At 57.2% G+C, this 14,833-nt stretch carries 25 protein-coding genes; 13 read left to right on the top strand and 12 right to left on the bottom strand.

The window, feature by feature from the left end; genetic code table 11:
* Nucleotides 1-52 precede the first annotated feature (52 nt).
* Together IFT84_RS20485 and IFT84_RS20480 are read left to right on the top strand one after the other, a co-directional pair.
* The gene (locus IFT84_RS20485) at nucleotides 53-286 is read left to right on the top strand and encodes a hypothetical protein (protein ID WP_192122484.1); all 234 of its coding nucleotides are present in this window, start codon (nucleotides 53-55) and stop codon (nucleotides 284-286) included.
* Between the two features lie 59 nt (nucleotides 287-345).
* Nucleotides 346-774 (top strand): type II toxin-antitoxin system HicB family antitoxin, encoded by a 429-nt coding sequence (locus IFT84_RS20480; RefSeq protein ID WP_192122483.1) that lies wholly within the window; start codon nucleotides 346-348, stop codon nucleotides 772-774.
* A gap of 175 nt (nucleotides 775-949) precedes the next feature.
* Here IFT84_RS20480 and IFT84_RS20475 read toward each other — a convergent pair whose 3' ends face one another.
* The 10 genes from IFT84_RS20475 to IFT84_RS20430 all read right to left on the bottom strand — a co-directional run bounded on the left by IFT84_RS20475 (nucleotide 950) and on the right by IFT84_RS20430 (nucleotide 6,786).
* Complete coding sequence (locus tag IFT84_RS20475; protein WP_197975626.1) at nucleotides 950-1,813, bottom strand: HNH endonuclease signature motif containing protein; 864 nt, start codon at nucleotides 1,811-1,813, stop codon at nucleotides 950-952.
* On the bottom strand, nucleotides 1,810-2,109 hold the full coding sequence (locus IFT84_RS20470; protein WP_197975625.1) for a hypothetical protein: 300 nt from the start codon (nucleotides 2,107-2,109) through the stop codon (nucleotides 1,810-1,812). Before IFT84_RS20470 ends, IFT84_RS20475 begins: the two co-directional genes overlap by 4 nt.
* A gap of 102 nt (nucleotides 2,110-2,211) precedes the next feature.
* Nucleotides 2,212-2,544, bottom strand: coding sequence for a DUF7768 domain-containing protein (locus IFT84_RS20465; RefSeq protein WP_192122482.1), 333 nt, complete (start codon nucleotides 2,542-2,544; stop codon nucleotides 2,212-2,214).
* Nucleotides 2,541-4,031: a hypothetical protein gene (locus IFT84_RS20460; protein ID WP_192122481.1), complete on the bottom strand. Its 1,491-nt coding sequence runs from the start codon at nucleotides 4,029-4,031 to the stop codon at nucleotides 2,541-2,543. Before IFT84_RS20460 ends, IFT84_RS20465 begins: the two co-directional genes overlap by 4 nt.
* An 11-nt stretch (nucleotides 4,032-4,042) precedes the next feature.
* A complete protein-coding gene (gene ssb / locus IFT84_RS20455) occupies nucleotides 4,043-4,531 on the bottom strand; it encodes a single-stranded DNA-binding protein (protein ID WP_192122480.1) in 489 nt (162 codons plus the stop codon).
* Complete coding sequence (locus IFT84_RS20450; protein ID WP_192122479.1) at nucleotides 4,531-5,136, bottom strand: hypothetical protein; 606 nt, start codon at nucleotides 5,134-5,136, stop codon at nucleotides 4,531-4,533. Before IFT84_RS20450 ends, ssb begins: the two co-directional genes overlap by 1 nt.
* Nucleotides 5,133-5,648 carry a hypothetical protein gene (locus IFT84_RS20445; protein ID WP_192122478.1) on the bottom strand — a complete coding sequence of 172 codons (516 nt, stop codon included), beginning with the start codon at nucleotides 5,646-5,648 and terminating at the stop codon, nucleotides 5,133-5,135. Before IFT84_RS20445 ends, IFT84_RS20450 begins: the two co-directional genes overlap by 4 nt.
* Entirely contained in the window at nucleotides 5,645-6,082 is a 438-nt protein-coding gene (locus IFT84_RS20440; RefSeq protein ID WP_192122477.1) for a hypothetical protein, read from the bottom strand. Before IFT84_RS20440 ends, IFT84_RS20445 begins: the two co-directional genes overlap by 4 nt.
* Entirely contained in the window at nucleotides 6,079-6,270 is a 192-nt protein-coding gene (locus IFT84_RS20435; protein ID WP_192122476.1) for a hypothetical protein, read from the bottom strand. The genes IFT84_RS20440 and IFT84_RS20435 overlap by 4 nt, the downstream gene beginning before the upstream one ends.
* A 6-nt stretch (nucleotides 6,271-6,276) precedes the next feature.
* Complete coding sequence (locus tag IFT84_RS20430; protein WP_192122475.1) at nucleotides 6,277-6,786, bottom strand: hypothetical protein; 510 nt, start codon at nucleotides 6,784-6,786, stop codon at nucleotides 6,277-6,279.
* A gap of 674 nt (nucleotides 6,787-7,460) precedes the next feature.
* On the opposite strand from IFT84_RS20430, the gene IFT84_RS20425 reads away from it, so the two are divergent.
* Nucleotides 7,461-8,150 carry a S24 family peptidase gene (locus IFT84_RS20425; RefSeq protein ID WP_192122474.1) on the top strand — a complete coding sequence of 230 codons (690 nt, stop codon included), beginning with the start codon at nucleotides 7,461-7,463 and terminating at the stop codon, nucleotides 8,148-8,150.
* 3 nt (nucleotides 8,151-8,153) lie between these two features.
* Here the strand turns inward: IFT84_RS20425 and IFT84_RS20420 are convergent, their stop codons facing one another.
* Entirely contained in the window at nucleotides 8,154-8,798 is a 645-nt protein-coding gene (locus IFT84_RS20420; RefSeq protein ID WP_192122473.1) for an SWIM zinc finger family protein, read from the bottom strand.
* 222 nt (nucleotides 8,799-9,020) lie between these two features.
* On the opposite strand from IFT84_RS20420, the gene IFT84_RS20415 reads away from it, so the two are divergent.
* The 6 genes from IFT84_RS20415 (at nucleotide 9,021) to IFT84_RS20390 (ending at nucleotide 13,119) form a co-directional block, all read left to right on the top strand.
* A complete protein-coding gene (locus IFT84_RS20415) occupies nucleotides 9,021-9,254 on the top strand; it encodes a hypothetical protein (RefSeq protein ID WP_192122472.1) in 234 nt (77 codons plus the stop codon).
* 388 nt (nucleotides 9,255-9,642) lie between these two features.
* Nucleotides 9,643-9,978: a helix-turn-helix domain-containing protein gene (locus IFT84_RS20410; protein ID WP_192122471.1), complete on the top strand. Its 336-nt coding sequence runs from the start codon at nucleotides 9,643-9,645 to the stop codon at nucleotides 9,976-9,978.
* Nucleotides 9,975-10,982 (top strand): hypothetical protein, encoded by a 1,008-nt coding sequence (locus IFT84_RS20405; RefSeq protein ID WP_192122470.1) that lies wholly within the window; start codon nucleotides 9,975-9,977, stop codon nucleotides 10,980-10,982. Before IFT84_RS20410 ends, IFT84_RS20405 begins: the two co-directional genes overlap by 4 nt.
* Nucleotides 10,979-11,443 (top strand): hypothetical protein, encoded by a 465-nt coding sequence (locus tag IFT84_RS20400; protein WP_192122469.1) that lies wholly within the window; start codon nucleotides 10,979-10,981, stop codon nucleotides 11,441-11,443. The genes IFT84_RS20405 and IFT84_RS20400 overlap by 4 nt, the downstream gene beginning before the upstream one ends.
* Entirely contained in the window at nucleotides 11,440-12,495 is a 1,056-nt protein-coding gene (locus tag IFT84_RS21365) for a DUF551 domain-containing protein (RefSeq protein WP_197975624.1), read from the top strand. The genes IFT84_RS20400 and IFT84_RS21365 overlap by 4 nt, the downstream gene beginning before the upstream one ends.
* A gap of 417 nt (nucleotides 12,496-12,912) precedes the next feature.
* Entirely contained in the window at nucleotides 12,913-13,119 is a 207-nt protein-coding gene (locus tag IFT84_RS20390) for a hypothetical protein (protein ID WP_192122468.1), read from the top strand.
* Nucleotides 13,120-13,170: 51 nt separating this feature from the next.
* Here IFT84_RS20390 and IFT84_RS20385 read toward each other — a convergent pair whose 3' ends face one another.
* Nucleotides 13,171-13,314, bottom strand: a complete 144-nt coding sequence (locus IFT84_RS20385) for a hypothetical protein (RefSeq protein WP_244651322.1) — start codon at nucleotides 13,312-13,314, stop codon at nucleotides 13,171-13,173.
* A 127-nt stretch (nucleotides 13,315-13,441) separates the two neighbouring features.
* On the opposite strand from IFT84_RS20385, the gene IFT84_RS20380 reads away from it, so the two are divergent.
* The 4 genes from IFT84_RS20380 to IFT84_RS20365 are packed head-to-tail and all read left to right on the top strand — an operon-like array spanning nucleotide 13,442 to nucleotide 14,694.
* Nucleotides 13,442-13,948: a hypothetical protein gene (locus IFT84_RS20380; protein WP_192122467.1), complete on the top strand. Its 507-nt coding sequence runs from the start codon at nucleotides 13,442-13,444 to the stop codon at nucleotides 13,946-13,948.
* Nucleotides 13,948-14,166 (top strand): hypothetical protein, encoded by a 219-nt coding sequence (locus IFT84_RS20375; protein WP_192122466.1) that lies wholly within the window; start codon nucleotides 13,948-13,950, stop codon nucleotides 14,164-14,166. The genes IFT84_RS20380 and IFT84_RS20375 overlap by 1 nt, the downstream gene beginning before the upstream one ends.
* Nucleotides 14,163-14,426, top strand: a complete 264-nt coding sequence (locus tag IFT84_RS20370) for a hypothetical protein (RefSeq protein ID WP_192122465.1) — start codon at nucleotides 14,163-14,165, stop codon at nucleotides 14,424-14,426. Before IFT84_RS20375 ends, IFT84_RS20370 begins: the two co-directional genes overlap by 4 nt.
* A 52-nt stretch (nucleotides 14,427-14,478) precedes the next feature.
* Nucleotides 14,479-14,694, top strand: a complete 216-nt coding sequence (locus IFT84_RS20365) for a ribbon-helix-helix protein, CopG family (protein WP_192122464.1) — start codon at nucleotides 14,479-14,481, stop codon at nucleotides 14,692-14,694.
* Nucleotides 14,695-14,833 lie beyond the last annotated feature (139 nt).

Raw genomic sequence — 14,833 nt, 5'->3', positions numbered from 1 at the left:
GCGCAAAATATTCGGATAAAATTGTCCGAATGCCGTTGACAAACGGACAAAAATGTCCGATACCAATCTCATTGAAACGGAGACAGTTATGGACAAACGAGACCGCTTCATCGCCGAACTCAGGGAGCAAGCCAAGGAATTGGGTCTTTCTTTCCGGGTCGACAAAAGCAAAGGCAAAGGAGGGCATGCAACGGTTTTCATAGGAGAAAGGTTTGCAACTCTTCCCAGCCGAGAAATCGACCCGAAAACGGCATCGAAGATCAAAAAGGGGTTGGGGCTGAAATAAGCCCCCTCGCCACCTTGCCCGTAACTGCAAGGCCATGTTTGGCCATGAAGGGAAAGAACATGAAGACGTATGCGTATGCAGCCCGGTTTGAACCGATGGAAGATGGTGATGGCTTTGTGGTGACGTTTGATGACGTGCCGGAAGCCATCACGGAAGGCGACACCATGAAGGAAGCCCGCGAAATGGCGGCGGACGCGCTGGGCGTGGCGCTTCTGACGTACATCGAGCTGGGTCGCAGCTTGCCCGTCGCAGATGCGAAAGGCGTGTTCGTTACGCCGGACGCTGATGTTGCAGCCAAGATTGCCGTGATCGAGACTTTCCGTGAAAGCGGCATGACCAGAACGGAACTCGGCCGCCAGCTGGGCAAAGACGAGAAAGAGGTTCGCCGGATGTTGGACCCCAATCACCAGACGAAGCTGCAGCCGTTGACGCAGGCACTGGCCGTTATGGGCATGCGCCTGGTCGTGGGCTTGGAAGCAGCTGAATAGACCACCGAAAGGCAATCCGGGCACATCAGGGCGCACTCTTGTGGTGCGCCCTGATCCTTTATGAGGGGAAAGAATGTTAAGACGTATGCTTACGCTGCATGGTTTGAACCGATGGAAAATGGCGCAGATGTCCTCTGACTTGAACAGTTCGGCGTAGATCGGGCGGGTATGGGTGTCAGGATTTGTCAAGGCGAGTTCCTTTGCGCTTACGCAGTTCGCTCGCCTTTTGATCGACGCGTGCCAGCGTCAGGAGTGCTGGCTTCAATTCATCGGGGGCCGTGTCGTAAGCCATGACGCGAGTAGAGCGACCTCCGTTAAGCCGCGGAAGAACGCCGCGGGGGATCGCTTCCCAATTCGAGGGGGCACAATTCATTTTGTCGCCGTCTAGGCATTTCAGGACATAGCCATCGGGAATTGGCCCGTTCGCCTGCTCCCACAAATACCGATGCTTATGCACTGGGCGAGTTGCGGCTCCCGTCCATGGGTTCACCTCGTCAATGATCATGACGGTGTACCCGTCCTTTCTATCAATCCGCTCGTGGCCTGCCCCTTGATGATTGTGAGGTAGCCTACCTTTCTTGAACTGAGTGCGCTGCGCGTTAGGGTGACGACCTCCAGTGCCAGGCGCACAGGTCGTACCCTTATTCGGAGACACCTGGCCTTTCACGAAATGGCCGGTTCGTCCGGTCTTCCAGCCCATCCGCTTGCGGAGTGCGTGCAGGTTCTGCGGCGTAACATCTTCGCGCTGGAAATTCGCGTTGAAGGCGGAGTGATATTCTCCAATCACCATGGCAGAGTGATTTTTAAGCCAAGCCATTTCCTCGACCGAAAACTTCCTGTGGCGACCAAAGAAGCGACCCGGCTTTCGGCCTACAAACCAGCCTTTCCGCTTTCTCAGGCCATGAAGGTGGAGAGCCGTGATTTCAGGCCTGCCGAATGCTGCAAGAAACGCTCGATGGTAATCACTAATGATCATAGAGCGATTTTCCTCCAGCCAAGCCATTTCCTCGGCGCTGTATGAGATCGCGCGTCCCTTCATGTGCCTGCTGCCTTGATCAGTGGACGCTGTGTGCGCACTTGCGGTTCGTCTCGAGACGGGGCGGTCGGCGGCGAAATCATCGGCAGCGCTGAAGCGAAACGGTCGCCGTGTGTGGCAACAAGCGCCACGGCTTTCAGCGACAGGTCCGCGTTGCGGATGATCTGCTCGCTCACACCTACGATGGCGTCCGCGCGTTTGACCTCCTGCTCGATCTGTTCAGCGGTCATTCCCTCGTCGCTCAACCGCTCAAGCTGCGAGAACAGGTGGTTGTTGAGGTCGATAAGTCGGTTTTTCATGGATAGATCTCCGTGGTGGAAAACAGCGGCCGCAACTCGTCGCGCTTCTTGGTGACGCCGGCGCGATTGCAAAAGAAAAGGATGCGAGCAAGCGCTTTGGCGTCATGACCACCACCCCCCAAGCACCCGATATTCTATCGGCCTGCCTGCATCCTTGGCGTGTTCAATGCCTTCCAGCATGCCCTTGGATATGCCGCGATCCGTGTAAACCACCGTCGCATCCGCCACGCGGCCCCACGCCAAACCGGCGGCAATGCCGAGCGCCCGCTCGTCCGGCACATCGTCATCCAGCACGCCCGGTTGCGTGTAGAGCAAGTGGGAGGCTATCGGAGCCTCGCCCCGGCGCAGGCAATCGCGCAGGCACTCCCGCCCGTAGGTCTCATTCGTGAGCACATCACCCGCATAGGGGCTTTCCAAAATTACAAGACGCGTCATAGCCGTGAATCCTCCGCTGGATAGCTGGCGCGCAGGTGCACCACGGCCGCCGCCGTGCGCAGCGCTTCCCAGCCGTAATTTGTGATGCTCCAGGTGCTCGGCGCGCCGGATGTATCTTGATCGGCCGCAATCAGCGCCCGCTCCGCAAAATCCGCAATCAACGCATCCGCCACGGACGGCCGAACGCCGATCCCGCGTCGCAAGGTGCCAGCGTCGAACGGCTGGTCGTGTTCGCCGATCCAGATCAAGGCCCGCGCCTGCGCTTCCTCGATCCGCTCCTCCATGGTCTTGCGCACCGTCTCACGCGCAAATTCATCATCCGGCCCGGAACGAGGAGACGCCGCGCGAAACGACATCGGCGCAACATGACCGCCAGCGCCGGGGGGCCGGGGGTCCGCCTTCATGTAATCGTCCCACATGACGCGGATAATCTGCGGATTGCCCTGCCCGTAGGAGCCGTCTTCATTGCGCTCCCAAACGAACCACGCCGTGTTCATCTGGCTGGAGACCTTGTTTCCCTCCCAGCCTTCCCGGTGCATCATGGGCAGGCGGTGGGCAAATACGTAGATCCGCGATGGCGGGTGTTCATCCATCACGTAGCGGCGGTTCTTATCCTCAAAACCGCACATGAAATTCAGGTTCAACAGCAACGCCATCTTGCCCGGCTTGTGAACGCGCAGCGCATGGGCTGCAAAGGCATTGGCGAGATCGTCGTAAGGCGGGTTGGTGACGATATCGACACCTTCAGACCCCGTTGCATCTGACAGCAGGAAATCCCCAACCTGCTGATAGTCGCCCTCTTGCGTGACGATTCCCCGGTCAACCAGATCCGCAATCATGACGCGGTAGCCCGCCGCCTCCAGCGGGCGCAGGCAAGCGCCGAGGCCGACGGCCGGTTCCTTCACCACGCCGGAAAAGGATTCCAGCGCCAGCAACGTGCGCATGGCTTCAATCGGCGTCTGGTAAAGCTGGTCGCCCTTCTCCGCCGCCGTGTGCGATTTGGTGCCGATGGCGTGGCGAATGGCGGCTTTCGTGGGTGAAACCCCTTCGCGCACCTTCTCCTCGATCACGAGGCGGATAAAGCCGGGGTTTGCCGCCTCCTTATCGCGCAGCTTGCGGGCCTTGTGGATCTGGTCACGGGTCAGGCCAATGCTATCGGCGGTTAAAGTGTCTTCGTTGACGACGCTTTTGGGGCGACCGCGCAGCGTCTTGCCTTCCTTGGCCAGCCGGTCCCATTCATCTGCAATGCGGATTTCGGAATAGCTAACCAGCTCCAGCGCATCGGCCTGAATGCGCCGGCAGGCGGCAAGGGATTCTTGCAGTTTAAGTTTAGCCACCGCATCGCCCAACGGCTTCACGGTGGAATAGACGAGATCGGCCAGCTGCTTTGCCGCCTGCACATCGCCGGCGTCAAACAGCGCCCGTGCACGGTCGAGGTCGCCGACGAGATCGGTAGAAGCGGGACTGATCGGCGCAAGGGCGTTCATTGCCTGCACCGCTAGAACGGCACGTCATCATCCATTGACTGGCTGTAGGAGCCTGCCCCGGATGATGATGTGGAGGAACGACCGGCTGCGCGGTTGCTGTCATAGCCGTAATCGTCGGCGTCACCAGCGGGTGGGCGGGAGCCGTCGCGACGGCCTTCCAGCATGGTCAGGCTGCCGCTGTAACCCTGTAGCAGGATCTCGGTGGCATAGCGGTCGGCACCATCCCGGTCCTGCCACTTGCGGGTCGCAAGCTGGCCCTCAATGTAAACCTTCGCACCCTTTTTGAGATACTGTTCGGCCAGTTTGGCAAGGTTTTCATTGAAAATGACAACCTTGTGCCACTCGACCTTTTCCTTCCGGTCGCCTGTGGCCTTGTCGCGCCATGTCTCCGAGGTGGCGATACTCAGGCTGACGATAATCCGCCCATCTTGGGTGCGGCGGATGTCGGGATCTGCGCCGAGGTTGCCAATGAGGATGACTTTGTTGACCGATCCAGCCATCAGTGCGCCCTCTCTGCTTTTGCCGGCGCCGGTTGCGCGGGCCTGTTCATTTCCGAGATGATTTCGAAGGCCAGCAGGGTCATCGCGAAATCCACCTGCAGGGCGGGATAGACAATGCGGGGCTGGTTCAAGAGCGTAATGGCTTTCAGCACCGCCTGGCTGAAATCCACCGCGTCGGTGAGCGCCACACCCTTTTTGGAAACCAGCAAAACAGACGCGCCGCAAAGCGGATCGCCGAGGTCGCGTGTTATTTCGTCAGGGTCGGCAACCGATAGAACGCTGCCATTGCTGAACCTGACAAAATTTTGAGGGCACTCGCGCAGATCAAAACCACAGGCGCAAAAGACCGCTGCAAACTCGACCAATGCCATGGGGTAAACGCCCAGAGCTGCTCCGAGAATGTCGAATGCATTCTGCACCAGTCGCTTGCTATCGGTTGGGCCAATGATTTCGCCGCCGACGCCCAACATGAGAATATCGCCTTCGATAAACGGATAATCCCGCCCATGGCGAACAACCTTGCCGGGGCCGGTTGCCCGCATCAGTCTGCGGCCGTTCTGCAGCCGCACAAGCATGTCCATGTTCGGGGCGGTGGAAGTCGTCATGGCGCACCTGCCTTTTCGAGTGCTCTGGCAAGACGCCAGCCGGGTCGGGTTACCTGATAGGTGGAGGCTGCATTGTTGCGCTGGTCGCCGAGAATGCCGAGATAGCCCCGGTCCAGGAGCCAGCCGAGCGCTTCGCGTCCGCTGCCCCGCGCAAGTGCGGCCGAGGCTTCGAGACCCTTGAAGGAAATCCGCACCCGGCCACCCTCACTGCACAGCCAAAGCAAAGCCTTTTCGGCATTCACGGGATAGAGCCTGCCGGGTTCACGGCCCGCCTTGGCTTTGGCGCTGGCCTCGTCGGCAATCAGGCCCGCTGCAGGCACGCAATGGTGCATTTGCGCGATCTCATCGAACTGGCGCTGGTTCAGCCCGGTTGCCCATCGAATGAACGCGGCGGGCATTCCAATGTCGGCCATATGCCGTACGGCCAGCGTCTGCATGACCGGAGGCATGGCAGCAAACAGATGGGGGCTGATCGGTATCGAGTGCTGCCCGAACGCGTAAATCCCGATCATTTCCACCTCGGTTGTTTGGGCTTGGATGGCTCCACGGCTGGCGGTAGCGGCGTGATATGGTCTGTGGCTGGCGCTGGCGGCGCAGTGGGCGGGGCAGATTGCGCTGGTGCAGGGTTCCGGTCGCCGGACGGCGGGGTCAGCGTGTGTCCCCGCCGCACCCAATCCCGGTAGATATCGATCTCTTGATCGGTCAGCCCCCGGGCGAGATCGTTGCGCTCCTGACGCTCCAGCCACGCGCAGTGCGCCAGAGTGAGGTGCGGACGCATGGAGTGCATGATGCCGATGCACTTCGCGCCCTTTGGCAAAGCCAGTATCCGTTTCGGATCGCTTACCAGCTTCGCCCACAGGGGCACCTCGGCCGGACGGCACTGGAGCACCTCCATTGCGGCAAACGCCGGATCGTCAGTCACGATGTGGAGGAGAATATCTGTCATGCGCGCCCGCCTTTCGGCCCGTGCTCCTGCGCGTCCTGAATGATCTGGCACACGTCGCGCTCATCGGCGCGCAGCTCCTGCGCAATGCAGAACGTGCTTTTGCCGCCCTTGGCCCATAGATCGAGGACCGCCTCGGATAATTTCCGGAGGCGGACTTGATCGCGAGTGGATGGGGGCAAGGGCGACACGGAAACTTACTCCGCTTCGCCGACAATCCTCAACGCAGGCGCGTCCACGCCGCCCTTGGCCACAATGGTTGCATACTCACGCTTTAGCGCCGTCGCCTGCTCAATCACGCGGTCGAGGTCGGACATGCACTTGCGCCCTTCGTTCGGGCTGACATTGAGGTCTGCGAACGCAATAGACGCATTCATTTGATAGGCGTTCTGGCGGGTGGAAAGCTCCATGGATTCGCGAAGCAGGCAGGCACCCTCCCCCACGATTGCTTTCGGATCGGTCAGCTTGCACCCATTCAAAGCAGCCATGACGCGGGTAACGACCGGGTCTTCGCATTCCATCTCCAGCCGCAGCACAGCGGGTATGGGCAGCAACTCCGTGTCGTTGGATGAATTGCAGCGGCCGATCTGACTTTTCGAAAGGGATGTCAGTTCGGCGGAAGGTTCGATTCCACCGTTTTTCTTGATCAACTGGCGGTTCGCGGCTTTCAACTGGTGGAACCAGGCGTCTGTCATGGCGTCTTTCATGGCGCGGCGTCCTCTAGGCAAAAAAAGGTCATTCCCGCCATGGGAAAATGTGGCGGGTTTTCCCGTAGTGGGAAATTCTCGAAACTGTCAGGATCAGCGCATCAACTCATGGAGGGCCACATGCGCGCACCACATCAAACGGACCATTGCCGACAGGGCCAATGTTCAAACCCCGCCGGCAATGTATTGCGGCAACTGCGCAGGATAAAAGTTGCCGCAGGTTCAAAACGCCGGTGCGGCGCAGCCCCAAAGGCGCAATGGACGCGCCGCACCGGCTATGCGCAGCCAAGCCTTGGGAGGACTTGCCCAGCCGCGAATGGAAAAGGGGAAAGAGGCGCATCATTCGGCGGCCTCTATGCAGTGTGCGGGACGGGGTACATCACCCGGCCAAGGGGCGTTGTCTGGCCAGTTATAAGAAAACCAAAGCATCGCCTGCTCAAAACGATCAACTCCGATATCGCCGCCTGCCGCTATTGTATCAATTCGCCGCCCTCCAGATAGGACGAGAGTCGATACCCGACCACGGCTTAGGCCAGTGGCTGCGCAGTATGCATCGGCGGCAGTAAGGAGCTGATCTCGTAACTTCATACATGCGAATATGCGTAATTTTATACGCCGGTCAACATAATTTAATCCGCTTTCTCCGAGAGGTATCGCGTACTATGTTACGCTTGATGAATAACACTTTGATAAATCGGCTTAATTCTCTAATGAAGGAGAATGGCATAAGCGCAAACCGCCTGTCGATCCAAGCGACCGGCGCTCGCGATACTGTCCGAAAAATATTGGATGGGACAACAAAAAACCCGAGAGTTGATACGGTGTCTAAGTTGGCGTCGGTGCTGGGCACGACATCTCAGTATCTAACCGGGGAGGACGGAACGCCGGAGCAAGTAAACACTATTCTTCAGAACTCAACCCGCGAGATACCAACCCTTCCGTCTCGCGTAACTATGCCGTTAGACATACCAGTTATGGGAACTGCTGCAGGCTCTCACACTAGAGGTGCTTTTCAGTTCGAAGGGGGGATTGTCGACTATGTTCGGAGGCCTCCCGCATTGACAGAGGCAAGGGATATCTATGCGCTTTTTGTCGAAGGTACGTCTATGGAGCCACAATATCACCCTGGAGACCTCATTTACGTTAACCCGCGCAAACCTCCGAGAGCAGGCGATATTGTCGTGGTAGAATGTAAGAACGGTGACCACGAGCCACATGAGGCCAGCATTGGCATATATCGCCGCAGGACTGAGAAGGCGATTGTCATCGGAAAACACAATCCGCCTGCTGAAATCGAAATAAAATGCGATATCGTCAAGGGCATTCATAGGGTGTTGACGATAAACGAATTGTTTGGGGTGTAGTGCTTAGACGGGGATGCCAGCCTCAATTAAAAAGGCATGTGTAGCTTTCCCGATATCGCCCCAATTCCCTCCTTTTTTACCACGAACGCTATATGGCCTTACACGCGGCCGGACCCTGATTAGTGCAGGCTTTCCGTGTTCATCGTGGGAATGATCAGCGATTTTTTCTTCCCATTCCAAAACCACAACTGGATACTTGAGCATCTTTCCGCTTTTGCCTCTGCCATAGCAGTTTAGTCGGACAGAATGCCAAGGGTCGGTTTCTTCAACCAACTCCACAACGTATCCAGCGTTGCGGAGCGCGTCGCCGTACTTTGCATTGACATCATGGATGGTCTTCATCCCCTCAACTTTGGGCCTGCGCTCTTCGAGCGACACGTGGTTCAAAGCTTTCTGTTCATAGTTACTTCCGACAACAGCCTCCTTCAGCAACATGACATCGTCTGAAGGCTGTAAAAGAGATGTCACGTCACCCAACACAAGTGCTTGCGAGTGCTTACAAAAAAGCCCCCCTTTTCGCCCAGCCGGACACGTGCAGAACATCCGAAGGTTCGCGCCCCGGCCGTCAGCTGTGACAACATATTGATTCGTGGTGCCCTTCACTGCGAACTTTAACATCTCACCTCTCCCAAGCTGAATTGCAACCATAGAGCAGGTTTCCGCAGCGCTTCAATCGGGAATATATTACGCGCGGATAAGTAATTTATTACGCACATTGTATTGACGCGTAATTTAATCCGCATTAGGCATACGGGTGCCTACAGAAATCGGGTCGGATTCAGCGTCTGGTCACTCTGGAGGTCAACCGCCAAGCCGCGCCAACGCCTTGTCATCAAAGGGGACAATTCATGAGAAAGGAACGCTTTTCCAATGTCACCAAAACAACCCTTTGCGAATTTCATCACCGCTCAATGGCTTGGAACAAGCTTTCCGACACATACCGAGCGGAACGGCGTGAAGCAGGTCGTGGCAATCATGCTCGAAACACCGGAAGGTGTATTGCGTCTCCTGCTCGACGAAACGGCAGCCAAGGACGTGCGGCACGCTTGCACGTACTACCGCGAGGCCCAGTCGGAAAGATCATCCGATATCCCAAACTCGTAGATGTTGCCTGCGGACGGCCAGTTGCAGGAACCGCCAGCAACCTGCTCTACGGCGACATACTTCGTAACATATGCGCCCAGCCACTCCCCGTTGAAGTAGCAATGCCACGCAATTCTACCGCGGTCGAAGCGCCAAATGATCTCCGCGATTCCATGCTGGCATCTGAAGCTATAGTGCGTCGCAGGTTTCCCCGGCGCGTTCGAATACGGACTGCGTATCATTTTGCGAAGCGATTTGAGGTTACAAAATCGTTCATCATGATGGCTCCTGTAGTGATGAATGACAGGAGGCGGGCGTCGTGTGAAGGCGCTCGTCTCCGCCCCACGAGTATGCAGACCGGACCTGTATTCCGCAACACTAAAACAGCGCGCATGGAGGGCTACGCCTGATGTCCGCCCGCGATCCTCATCACATCGATGTCGCGATAGGTGCCCGCATCCGGCTCATGCGCAATCAGCGCGGCTTGTCGCAAATTGCGCTCGGTCACAAATGCGGCGTCACCTTTCAGCAGATCCAGAAATACGAGAGCGGCGCGAACCGCGTGGGCTGCTCTCGCCTCGTGCAGATCGCCAAGGCGCTCGGCATTCCCCCGGCATGGTTCTTTGAAGACTACGGCCCCGCCGGGGACAGCAGTTCTCTCCTGACTGAAGCATTGAACGAAAACCAGCGCCTGACAGCCACATTCAAGGCTCTTGGCGAACTCCTCAAAGGTGAAGCGAAATGAATCCCGATGCACCCACCCTTTATGTGCCGCGCGAATGGGTAGAGAAAAAATATCCCGCGCCTCAAATCAACCCAAACGACTTTTTGCATCGTGTCGATGGTCAGTGGACACTTCAACCCACAGAGCATGCAGCCGATCCTGAGAACTTCACCCAGCATGTCATTGGACTGACGCCGGGCGATGCCATCGCATTTGATCAGGTGCGGCTGTACGGCAAATTCACCTTCACCTTGACAGATGACTTATCAATAAAGGTCGACCGCGAAATCCCTGACGACGCCAATTTGTTTTGGCTTGCCGGAGATGGTGACACCTGCAGCGACACGCTGGCCGAACTGGCGACATGGGAAGAACTTGAACCAGGTCACCATGAAGCCGAATGCAACTTTTGGTCCGGCCCGCTGTATTTCCGGTTCAGAGTTGCCAGCGATGGCCGTGGATATTTCAAGCTGGACCACACGTCCACGTTTGTTGAGGCCCGTATTGCGCTCGATCCTGACGCGCCTGCGATTTCAACGAGGGAGCTATATCAAGCCTATCGCGATTTCATGTGCACAGCCCCCGAAAACTTCGTAGGGCCTGCGGCCTTTGCGCGGGAAATGTCGGCCAAGTTTGAAAGCGACCGCTCGACTGGCACCACGATGTATCGCGGCCTGAAGCTTAAGCCCGTTGCGCCGACTAAGAAGCAGATGGCGAAGGCGTTATCCGTATCCATCAAAGAGGGACAGCTACATATCTCGATAGGCATCGCCACCCTAGCGTGGACTGTTCAGATGCAGGATGCGTGGCCGGAAGATTTCTATGTGAGCGATCTCAGTAAGTTCGCCAAGTCTATGGCCCAGCAGCTGAAGCGCGAAGAGGAAGATGGAACGACAGCGGTGCACCGCATGCTGGATGCAGCCGCCGATGCCGTGATGGAAAATGGCGATGACGGTGTGGACGAAGGCGACGTTGAGACCGGACTGGACCTTGTCCGACCGTACATGCAAGGCGGTGCGAAATGAGCGCCGCGACCGCAGTCAACACGTGGCTTCCTCATGATTGGGTGTGTGAACACATCCCCGATCCGCAGGCCTATATCAACGCCTTCCTGCATTGCGACAACGGCGAATGGTGGATGCGGCCGGCGACGGAAGATGACAGAGAGCGTTTCGGCTGGTCCGAACAGCTCACGCCCGGCCAGATCGTGCCGTTCGACCTTAACCGCGCCTACGGTTATTTTGAGGCCACTCTACACGAGGACGGCACTATCGAAGGCATAGGCGGCATTCCAGCCGATGCGACCCACTTTGTCGTCAATGATGACGATGAATTTCTCAGTGACACAGTGAAAGGGGCGGTTGAGTCCGCAGAGGCCGCTCCCGGCCCGATTGACGTGAACGCTTATCACTGGAGCGGCCCGTACCATTTCCGCTTCGACATCATCAACGGCATTGGTTGCTTCATTCAGGAGGCGTCAGCATGAGCGAGATCGAGCATCACGGCGTTGTGGCCATGGGCCAAGCCAGTTTTCAGGAACGCGTCGGCCGTTGGCTGGATGCCTGCTTTGGCCCAGCCATCGCGGCCGACAGGCAAGAGCGGAACGACCGCTTTATCGAAGAGGCGCTGGAGCTGGTGCAGGCCACCGGCTATAGCGCCGGCCGCGCCCATGCGCTGGTCGAGTATGTGTTCAACCGCCCGGTCGGAGATCCCGAGCAGGAAGCGGGCGGCGTCCAGCTGACATTTGCGTCCCTGTGCCTGGCCAATGGCCTCGACATGGACACCTGCGGGGAAGCGGAGCTTGCCCGTGTATGGGAGAAGATCGACAAGATACGTGCAAAGCAGGCCGCGAAACCCACGGGGTCAGCACTGCCCATCGCCGTTGCCCAGCCAGCGCAGAAAGCGTCTTGCGCCGAGACGCTTTTGCCCGAGAGCGTGACGAACGAGATCGTTCGCTCGGCGATGCTCAATGCCTGGAACGAGATTTGCGACGACACCGAACATCACCCGCTTGATATTACCCAACAGGGTCGGCGACGGCTGTCATTCCACCCGGCGCATTGGGCAGACCTGACAGCAATGCGCATTCGCGATCAGCTGCACTACCAGCTGGATATCGCCAACGCGATGGCCAACCACAAAGACGCCCGCCAATTGCTGGCGGATATAACGGCAGACGTGACAGGCCAAGAATGGGTAAATGCGGTTGAGGGTCTTTTCGACAAGATGGCCCAGCGCATCGCAGAGCTTGAAGCAGAGCGCCAGTGGCGGCTTATTAAAACAGCGCCGCGCGATAAGACACACATCTTTATTGCTGTGCCTACCAAGGATCAGGACGGTTACCTAGTCGGCGAGGCGTATTTCGACCCGGAGCCCGATAATGGTGCAGAAGACGGCGAATGGTGGTGGGCTGGTACAGGCCGGGACAACTATTTTGACAGTTCTATCAACGAAGGCAATTGGCACCTACCAACCCACTGGCAGCCCTTGCCGCCTGCGCCTCTCCCCGCCTCTCCCCATGAAGGAACACAGTCATGAGACTAGCGTGCTCAACGTGCGCCGGTGAAGGCGCTATCTACAAATCGAAGTACGGCGGCAACGATCCTGACGTCTGGCGGGACCGTGAATGTGAAGCTTGCGAAGGTTCTGGCAATCAAATTTGCGAAGCAAGAAGTTGCGGGGAAGTAGCTGTTGCTTTCAACGACGACGGTGAAGCGCTTTGTGAAGACTGCCTCACAGATTGGATTATTGAGGAAGGAACACAGTCATGAGAGAGCTATATGCTCTGGGTGCCGCTGGCATATTTGGCACAGTTGTAAATTTGAGCTTGACCGATCAACACCTCGTGCTGCCACCAGCCCCGCCAAAACAATCAGACGAAAGCAAACAGCTTCACCTTAGCCGCGCAGAGGCAAAGCGCCAGCGCCGTGCGCAACGTAATTTGAGGGCACAGTCATGAGCAAGATACAACAGGAAGCGATTGATGCCCGCCTCTACGATGGAACCGTTCCCATGGCAGATGGTGGTGATACTCGTATGACAGCAGCGGAAGAGGTTTTGGCTTGGCTGCTTATTGAAAAGATAGGTGTGCCCGATGATGGGGTCGGTTCCGGCTGGGGGCGAAAAGACACTCTAAGGCATCACGACACGAAAGTAATGTGATTGTCCGGCTTTTTAGAACGGATTGAGAACGGCGTTTGAGGCGCGCGCTGCTTACTCGGCGAACAGAGAGGCAGCGTCGACAACTTTGGCAAAATCGGATTCAAGGTGTGCCATCGTCACATCAAAGATCGTACGCGCAGAGAGATGAGCGGAAGGCATATCGAAGCCAAGCACAGCATCCCGCACAATAGTCATCGTAAATCCGAGATCGGAGCCGGCACGAACTGTGGAATTAACGCAAAATCTGAATGGGATTTTGACTTGGGTTACAGATCCCGCGCCGCATCAAATCTCGGCCGTGATGGCGCAATGGCAAGGTCGGTTGACCGTTAACGTCGGCGACCGTTTTTGGGTCAAGGAGTGCTTTCTTCCCGATCCACCGTCGGACGACGACGCATGGGACGATCATTCCTACACCTATGTTCAATGGAGCGGCTGCGGATGCAAGGCGGCCGATGTGCCGAACGCACTGCGCAAGCCAGCGCATTGCATATACCGCGCCGATCCCACGTGGGATGACGTCCAGATGATTTGGAAAACAGGGCGGTACATGCCCCGATGGGCTTCGCGCATGACGCTTGTGGTTGAAGAGGTCCGCATTGAGCGGCTGCAGAATATCAGCGAGGAAGATGCGGCGGCGGAAGGCTGGCCAGCGCCGGAAAACAGGGCGCAGGCAGGCGTTGCCGAGATCCGTGACGCTTATCCCATCGGCTGGTATGCAGCGCTTTGGGACACGATCAACGGCCCGGGCGCATGGGATAGAGACCCGTGGGTCGTTGTTTATCGCTACAGGGTTGAGCGCCGCAACATTGATGCGGACGCCCGGTGATGGGTCTCAATCTCGAACAAGACATTGAAGCCCTCTTTGAGGTGAAGATGCGCGAGTTTTGCACCTGGTGCTCCAAGCACTACGCGCTCACCAAGGCCGAGATGATGAAAGATAACGTCCTTGACGCCAAGCCTGCAGGCTACCGCGAAGGCTGGAATGATGCCCTTCATACGCTGGAAGGTGCGCTGGAAACATGGATTGAGGATCAAGCATCATGAGTTCTATCTGGCTGGACGAGCATTGCTCCCTGAAAAGCTATTCCGCCACCACGAAGGGCGGCAAGTCCATGCTGCGTATCGAGATCGATGTGCGCGATCACTATAGCCTTGGTTATTTGTTGCGGCATCTGGACGAGATCGAGGCCGAACAGAAAGCCGCCGCGCGTAAACCTCGGCCGGCGAAAGGCAAAGCGAAGTCTGACCAACTGGCCCTGCCCTCCCCGCCCTTGCAATTACCCTATTTTCCGGGTGATGAGTGATACGTCGAATTGATCAGTTGTAGAATCAATTGAAAACAAGTTACGAGTAACTATGAACAGATCAACAGATAAAGCCGAAACGATTCGTAAAAAGGTCGCCGCCCATCGGGCGAAGCAGGCGGCTGCTGGTCGTTCGGAAGTCAACACATACCTATCAACGGAGATGATCCAGAAGCTGGACGCTCTGAAGAAAGAACGTGGCGTCGCCTCGCGCGCGCCGCTGATCGAGGAAGCCGTGAGGTTTTATTTTGAAAACATGAGGGCATAAATAAAAACCCCGCCGTTGGAAGCGGCAGGGGTTTTTGGATGACAGCAATCTAAGTTGGGAAAAGACAACCGTCTCAATTCATTCCCAACATAGGTGAGATTTTAAGAACCTGCAAGATGTGAGTCTTCCGGGAACGCTA

Source organism: Rhizobium sp. CFBP 8762 (assembly GCF_014841565.1).
Classification (GTDB): domain Bacteria; phylum Pseudomonadota; class Alphaproteobacteria; order Rhizobiales; family Rhizobiaceae; genus CFBP-8762.
This window is presented reverse-complemented; position numbering and strand designations above follow the sequence as displayed.

Bases quoted from the DNA above. Each gene is read 5' to 3' on its own strand.
- IFT84_RS20365 (WP_192122464.1), top strand. From the start codon at position 14,479: ATGAACAGATCAACAGATAAAGCCGAAACGATTCGTAAAAAGGTCGCC.
- IFT84_RS20410 (WP_192122471.1), top strand. From the start codon at position 9,643: ATGTCCGCCCGCGATCCTCATCACATCGATGTCGCGATAGGTGCCCGC.
- IFT84_RS20440 (WP_192122477.1), bottom strand. From the start codon at position 6,082: ATGACAGATATTCTCCTCCACATCGTGACTGACGATCCGGCGTTTGCC.
- IFT84_RS21365 (WP_197975624.1), top strand. From the start codon at position 11,440: ATGAGCGAGATCGAGCATCACGGCGTTGTGGCCATGGGCCAAGCCAGT.
- IFT84_RS20415 (WP_192122472.1), top strand. From the start codon at position 9,021: ATGTCACCAAAACAACCCTTTGCGAATTTCATCACCGCTCAATGGCTT.
- IFT84_RS20370 (WP_192122465.1), top strand. From the start codon at position 14,163: ATGAGTTCTATCTGGCTGGACGAGCATTGCTCCCTGAAAAGCTATTCC.
- IFT84_RS20405 (WP_192122470.1), top strand. From the start codon at position 9,975: ATGAATCCCGATGCACCCACCCTTTATGTGCCGCGCGAATGGGTAGAG.
- IFT84_RS20430 (WP_192122475.1), bottom strand. From the start codon at position 6,786: ATGAAAGACGCCATGACAGACGCCTGGTTCCACCAGTTGAAAGCCGCG.
- ssb (WP_192122480.1), bottom strand. From the start codon at position 4,531: ATGGCTGGATCGGTCAACAAAGTCATCCTCATTGGCAACCTCGGCGCA.
- IFT84_RS20385 (WP_244651322.1), bottom strand. From the start codon at position 13,314: ATGACTATTGTGCGGGATGCTGTGCTTGGCTTCGATATGCCTTCCGCT.
- IFT84_RS20445 (WP_192122478.1), bottom strand. From the start codon at position 5,648: ATGATCGGGATTTACGCGTTCGGGCAGCACTCGATACCGATCAGCCCC.
- IFT84_RS20475 (WP_197975626.1), bottom strand. From the start codon at position 1,813: ATGAAGGGACGCGCGATCTCATACAGCGCCGAGGAAATGGCTTGGCTG.
- IFT84_RS20390 (WP_192122468.1), top strand. From the start codon at position 12,913: ATGAGCAAGATACAACAGGAAGCGATTGATGCCCGCCTCTACGATGGA.
- IFT84_RS20375 (WP_192122466.1), top strand. From the start codon at position 13,948: ATGGGTCTCAATCTCGAACAAGACATTGAAGCCCTCTTTGAGGTGAAG.
- IFT84_RS20425 (WP_192122474.1), top strand. From the start codon at position 7,461: ATGAATAACACTTTGATAAATCGGCTTAATTCTCTAATGAAGGAGAAT.
- IFT84_RS20450 (WP_192122479.1), bottom strand. From the start codon at position 5,136: ATGACGACTTCCACCGCCCCGAACATGGACATGCTTGTGCGGCTGCAG.
- IFT84_RS20420 (WP_192122473.1), bottom strand. From the start codon at position 8,798: ATGGTTGCAATTCAGCTTGGGAGAGGTGAGATGTTAAAGTTCGCAGTG.
- IFT84_RS20480 (WP_192122483.1), top strand. From the start codon at position 346: ATGAAGACGTATGCGTATGCAGCCCGGTTTGAACCGATGGAAGATGGT.
- IFT84_RS20460 (WP_192122481.1), bottom strand. From the start codon at position 4,031: ATGAACGCCCTTGCGCCGATCAGTCCCGCTTCTACCGATCTCGTCGGC.
- IFT84_RS20400 (WP_192122469.1), top strand. From the start codon at position 10,979: ATGAGCGCCGCGACCGCAGTCAACACGTGGCTTCCTCATGATTGGGTG.
- IFT84_RS20465 (WP_192122482.1), bottom strand. From the start codon at position 2,544: ATGACGCGTCTTGTAATTTTGGAAAGCCCCTATGCGGGTGATGTGCTC.
- IFT84_RS20485 (WP_192122484.1), top strand. From the start codon at position 53: ATGTCCGATACCAATCTCATTGAAACGGAGACAGTTATGGACAAACGA.
- IFT84_RS20470 (WP_197975625.1), bottom strand. From the start codon at position 2,109: ATGAAAAACCGACTTATCGACCTCAACAACCACCTGTTCTCGCAGCTT.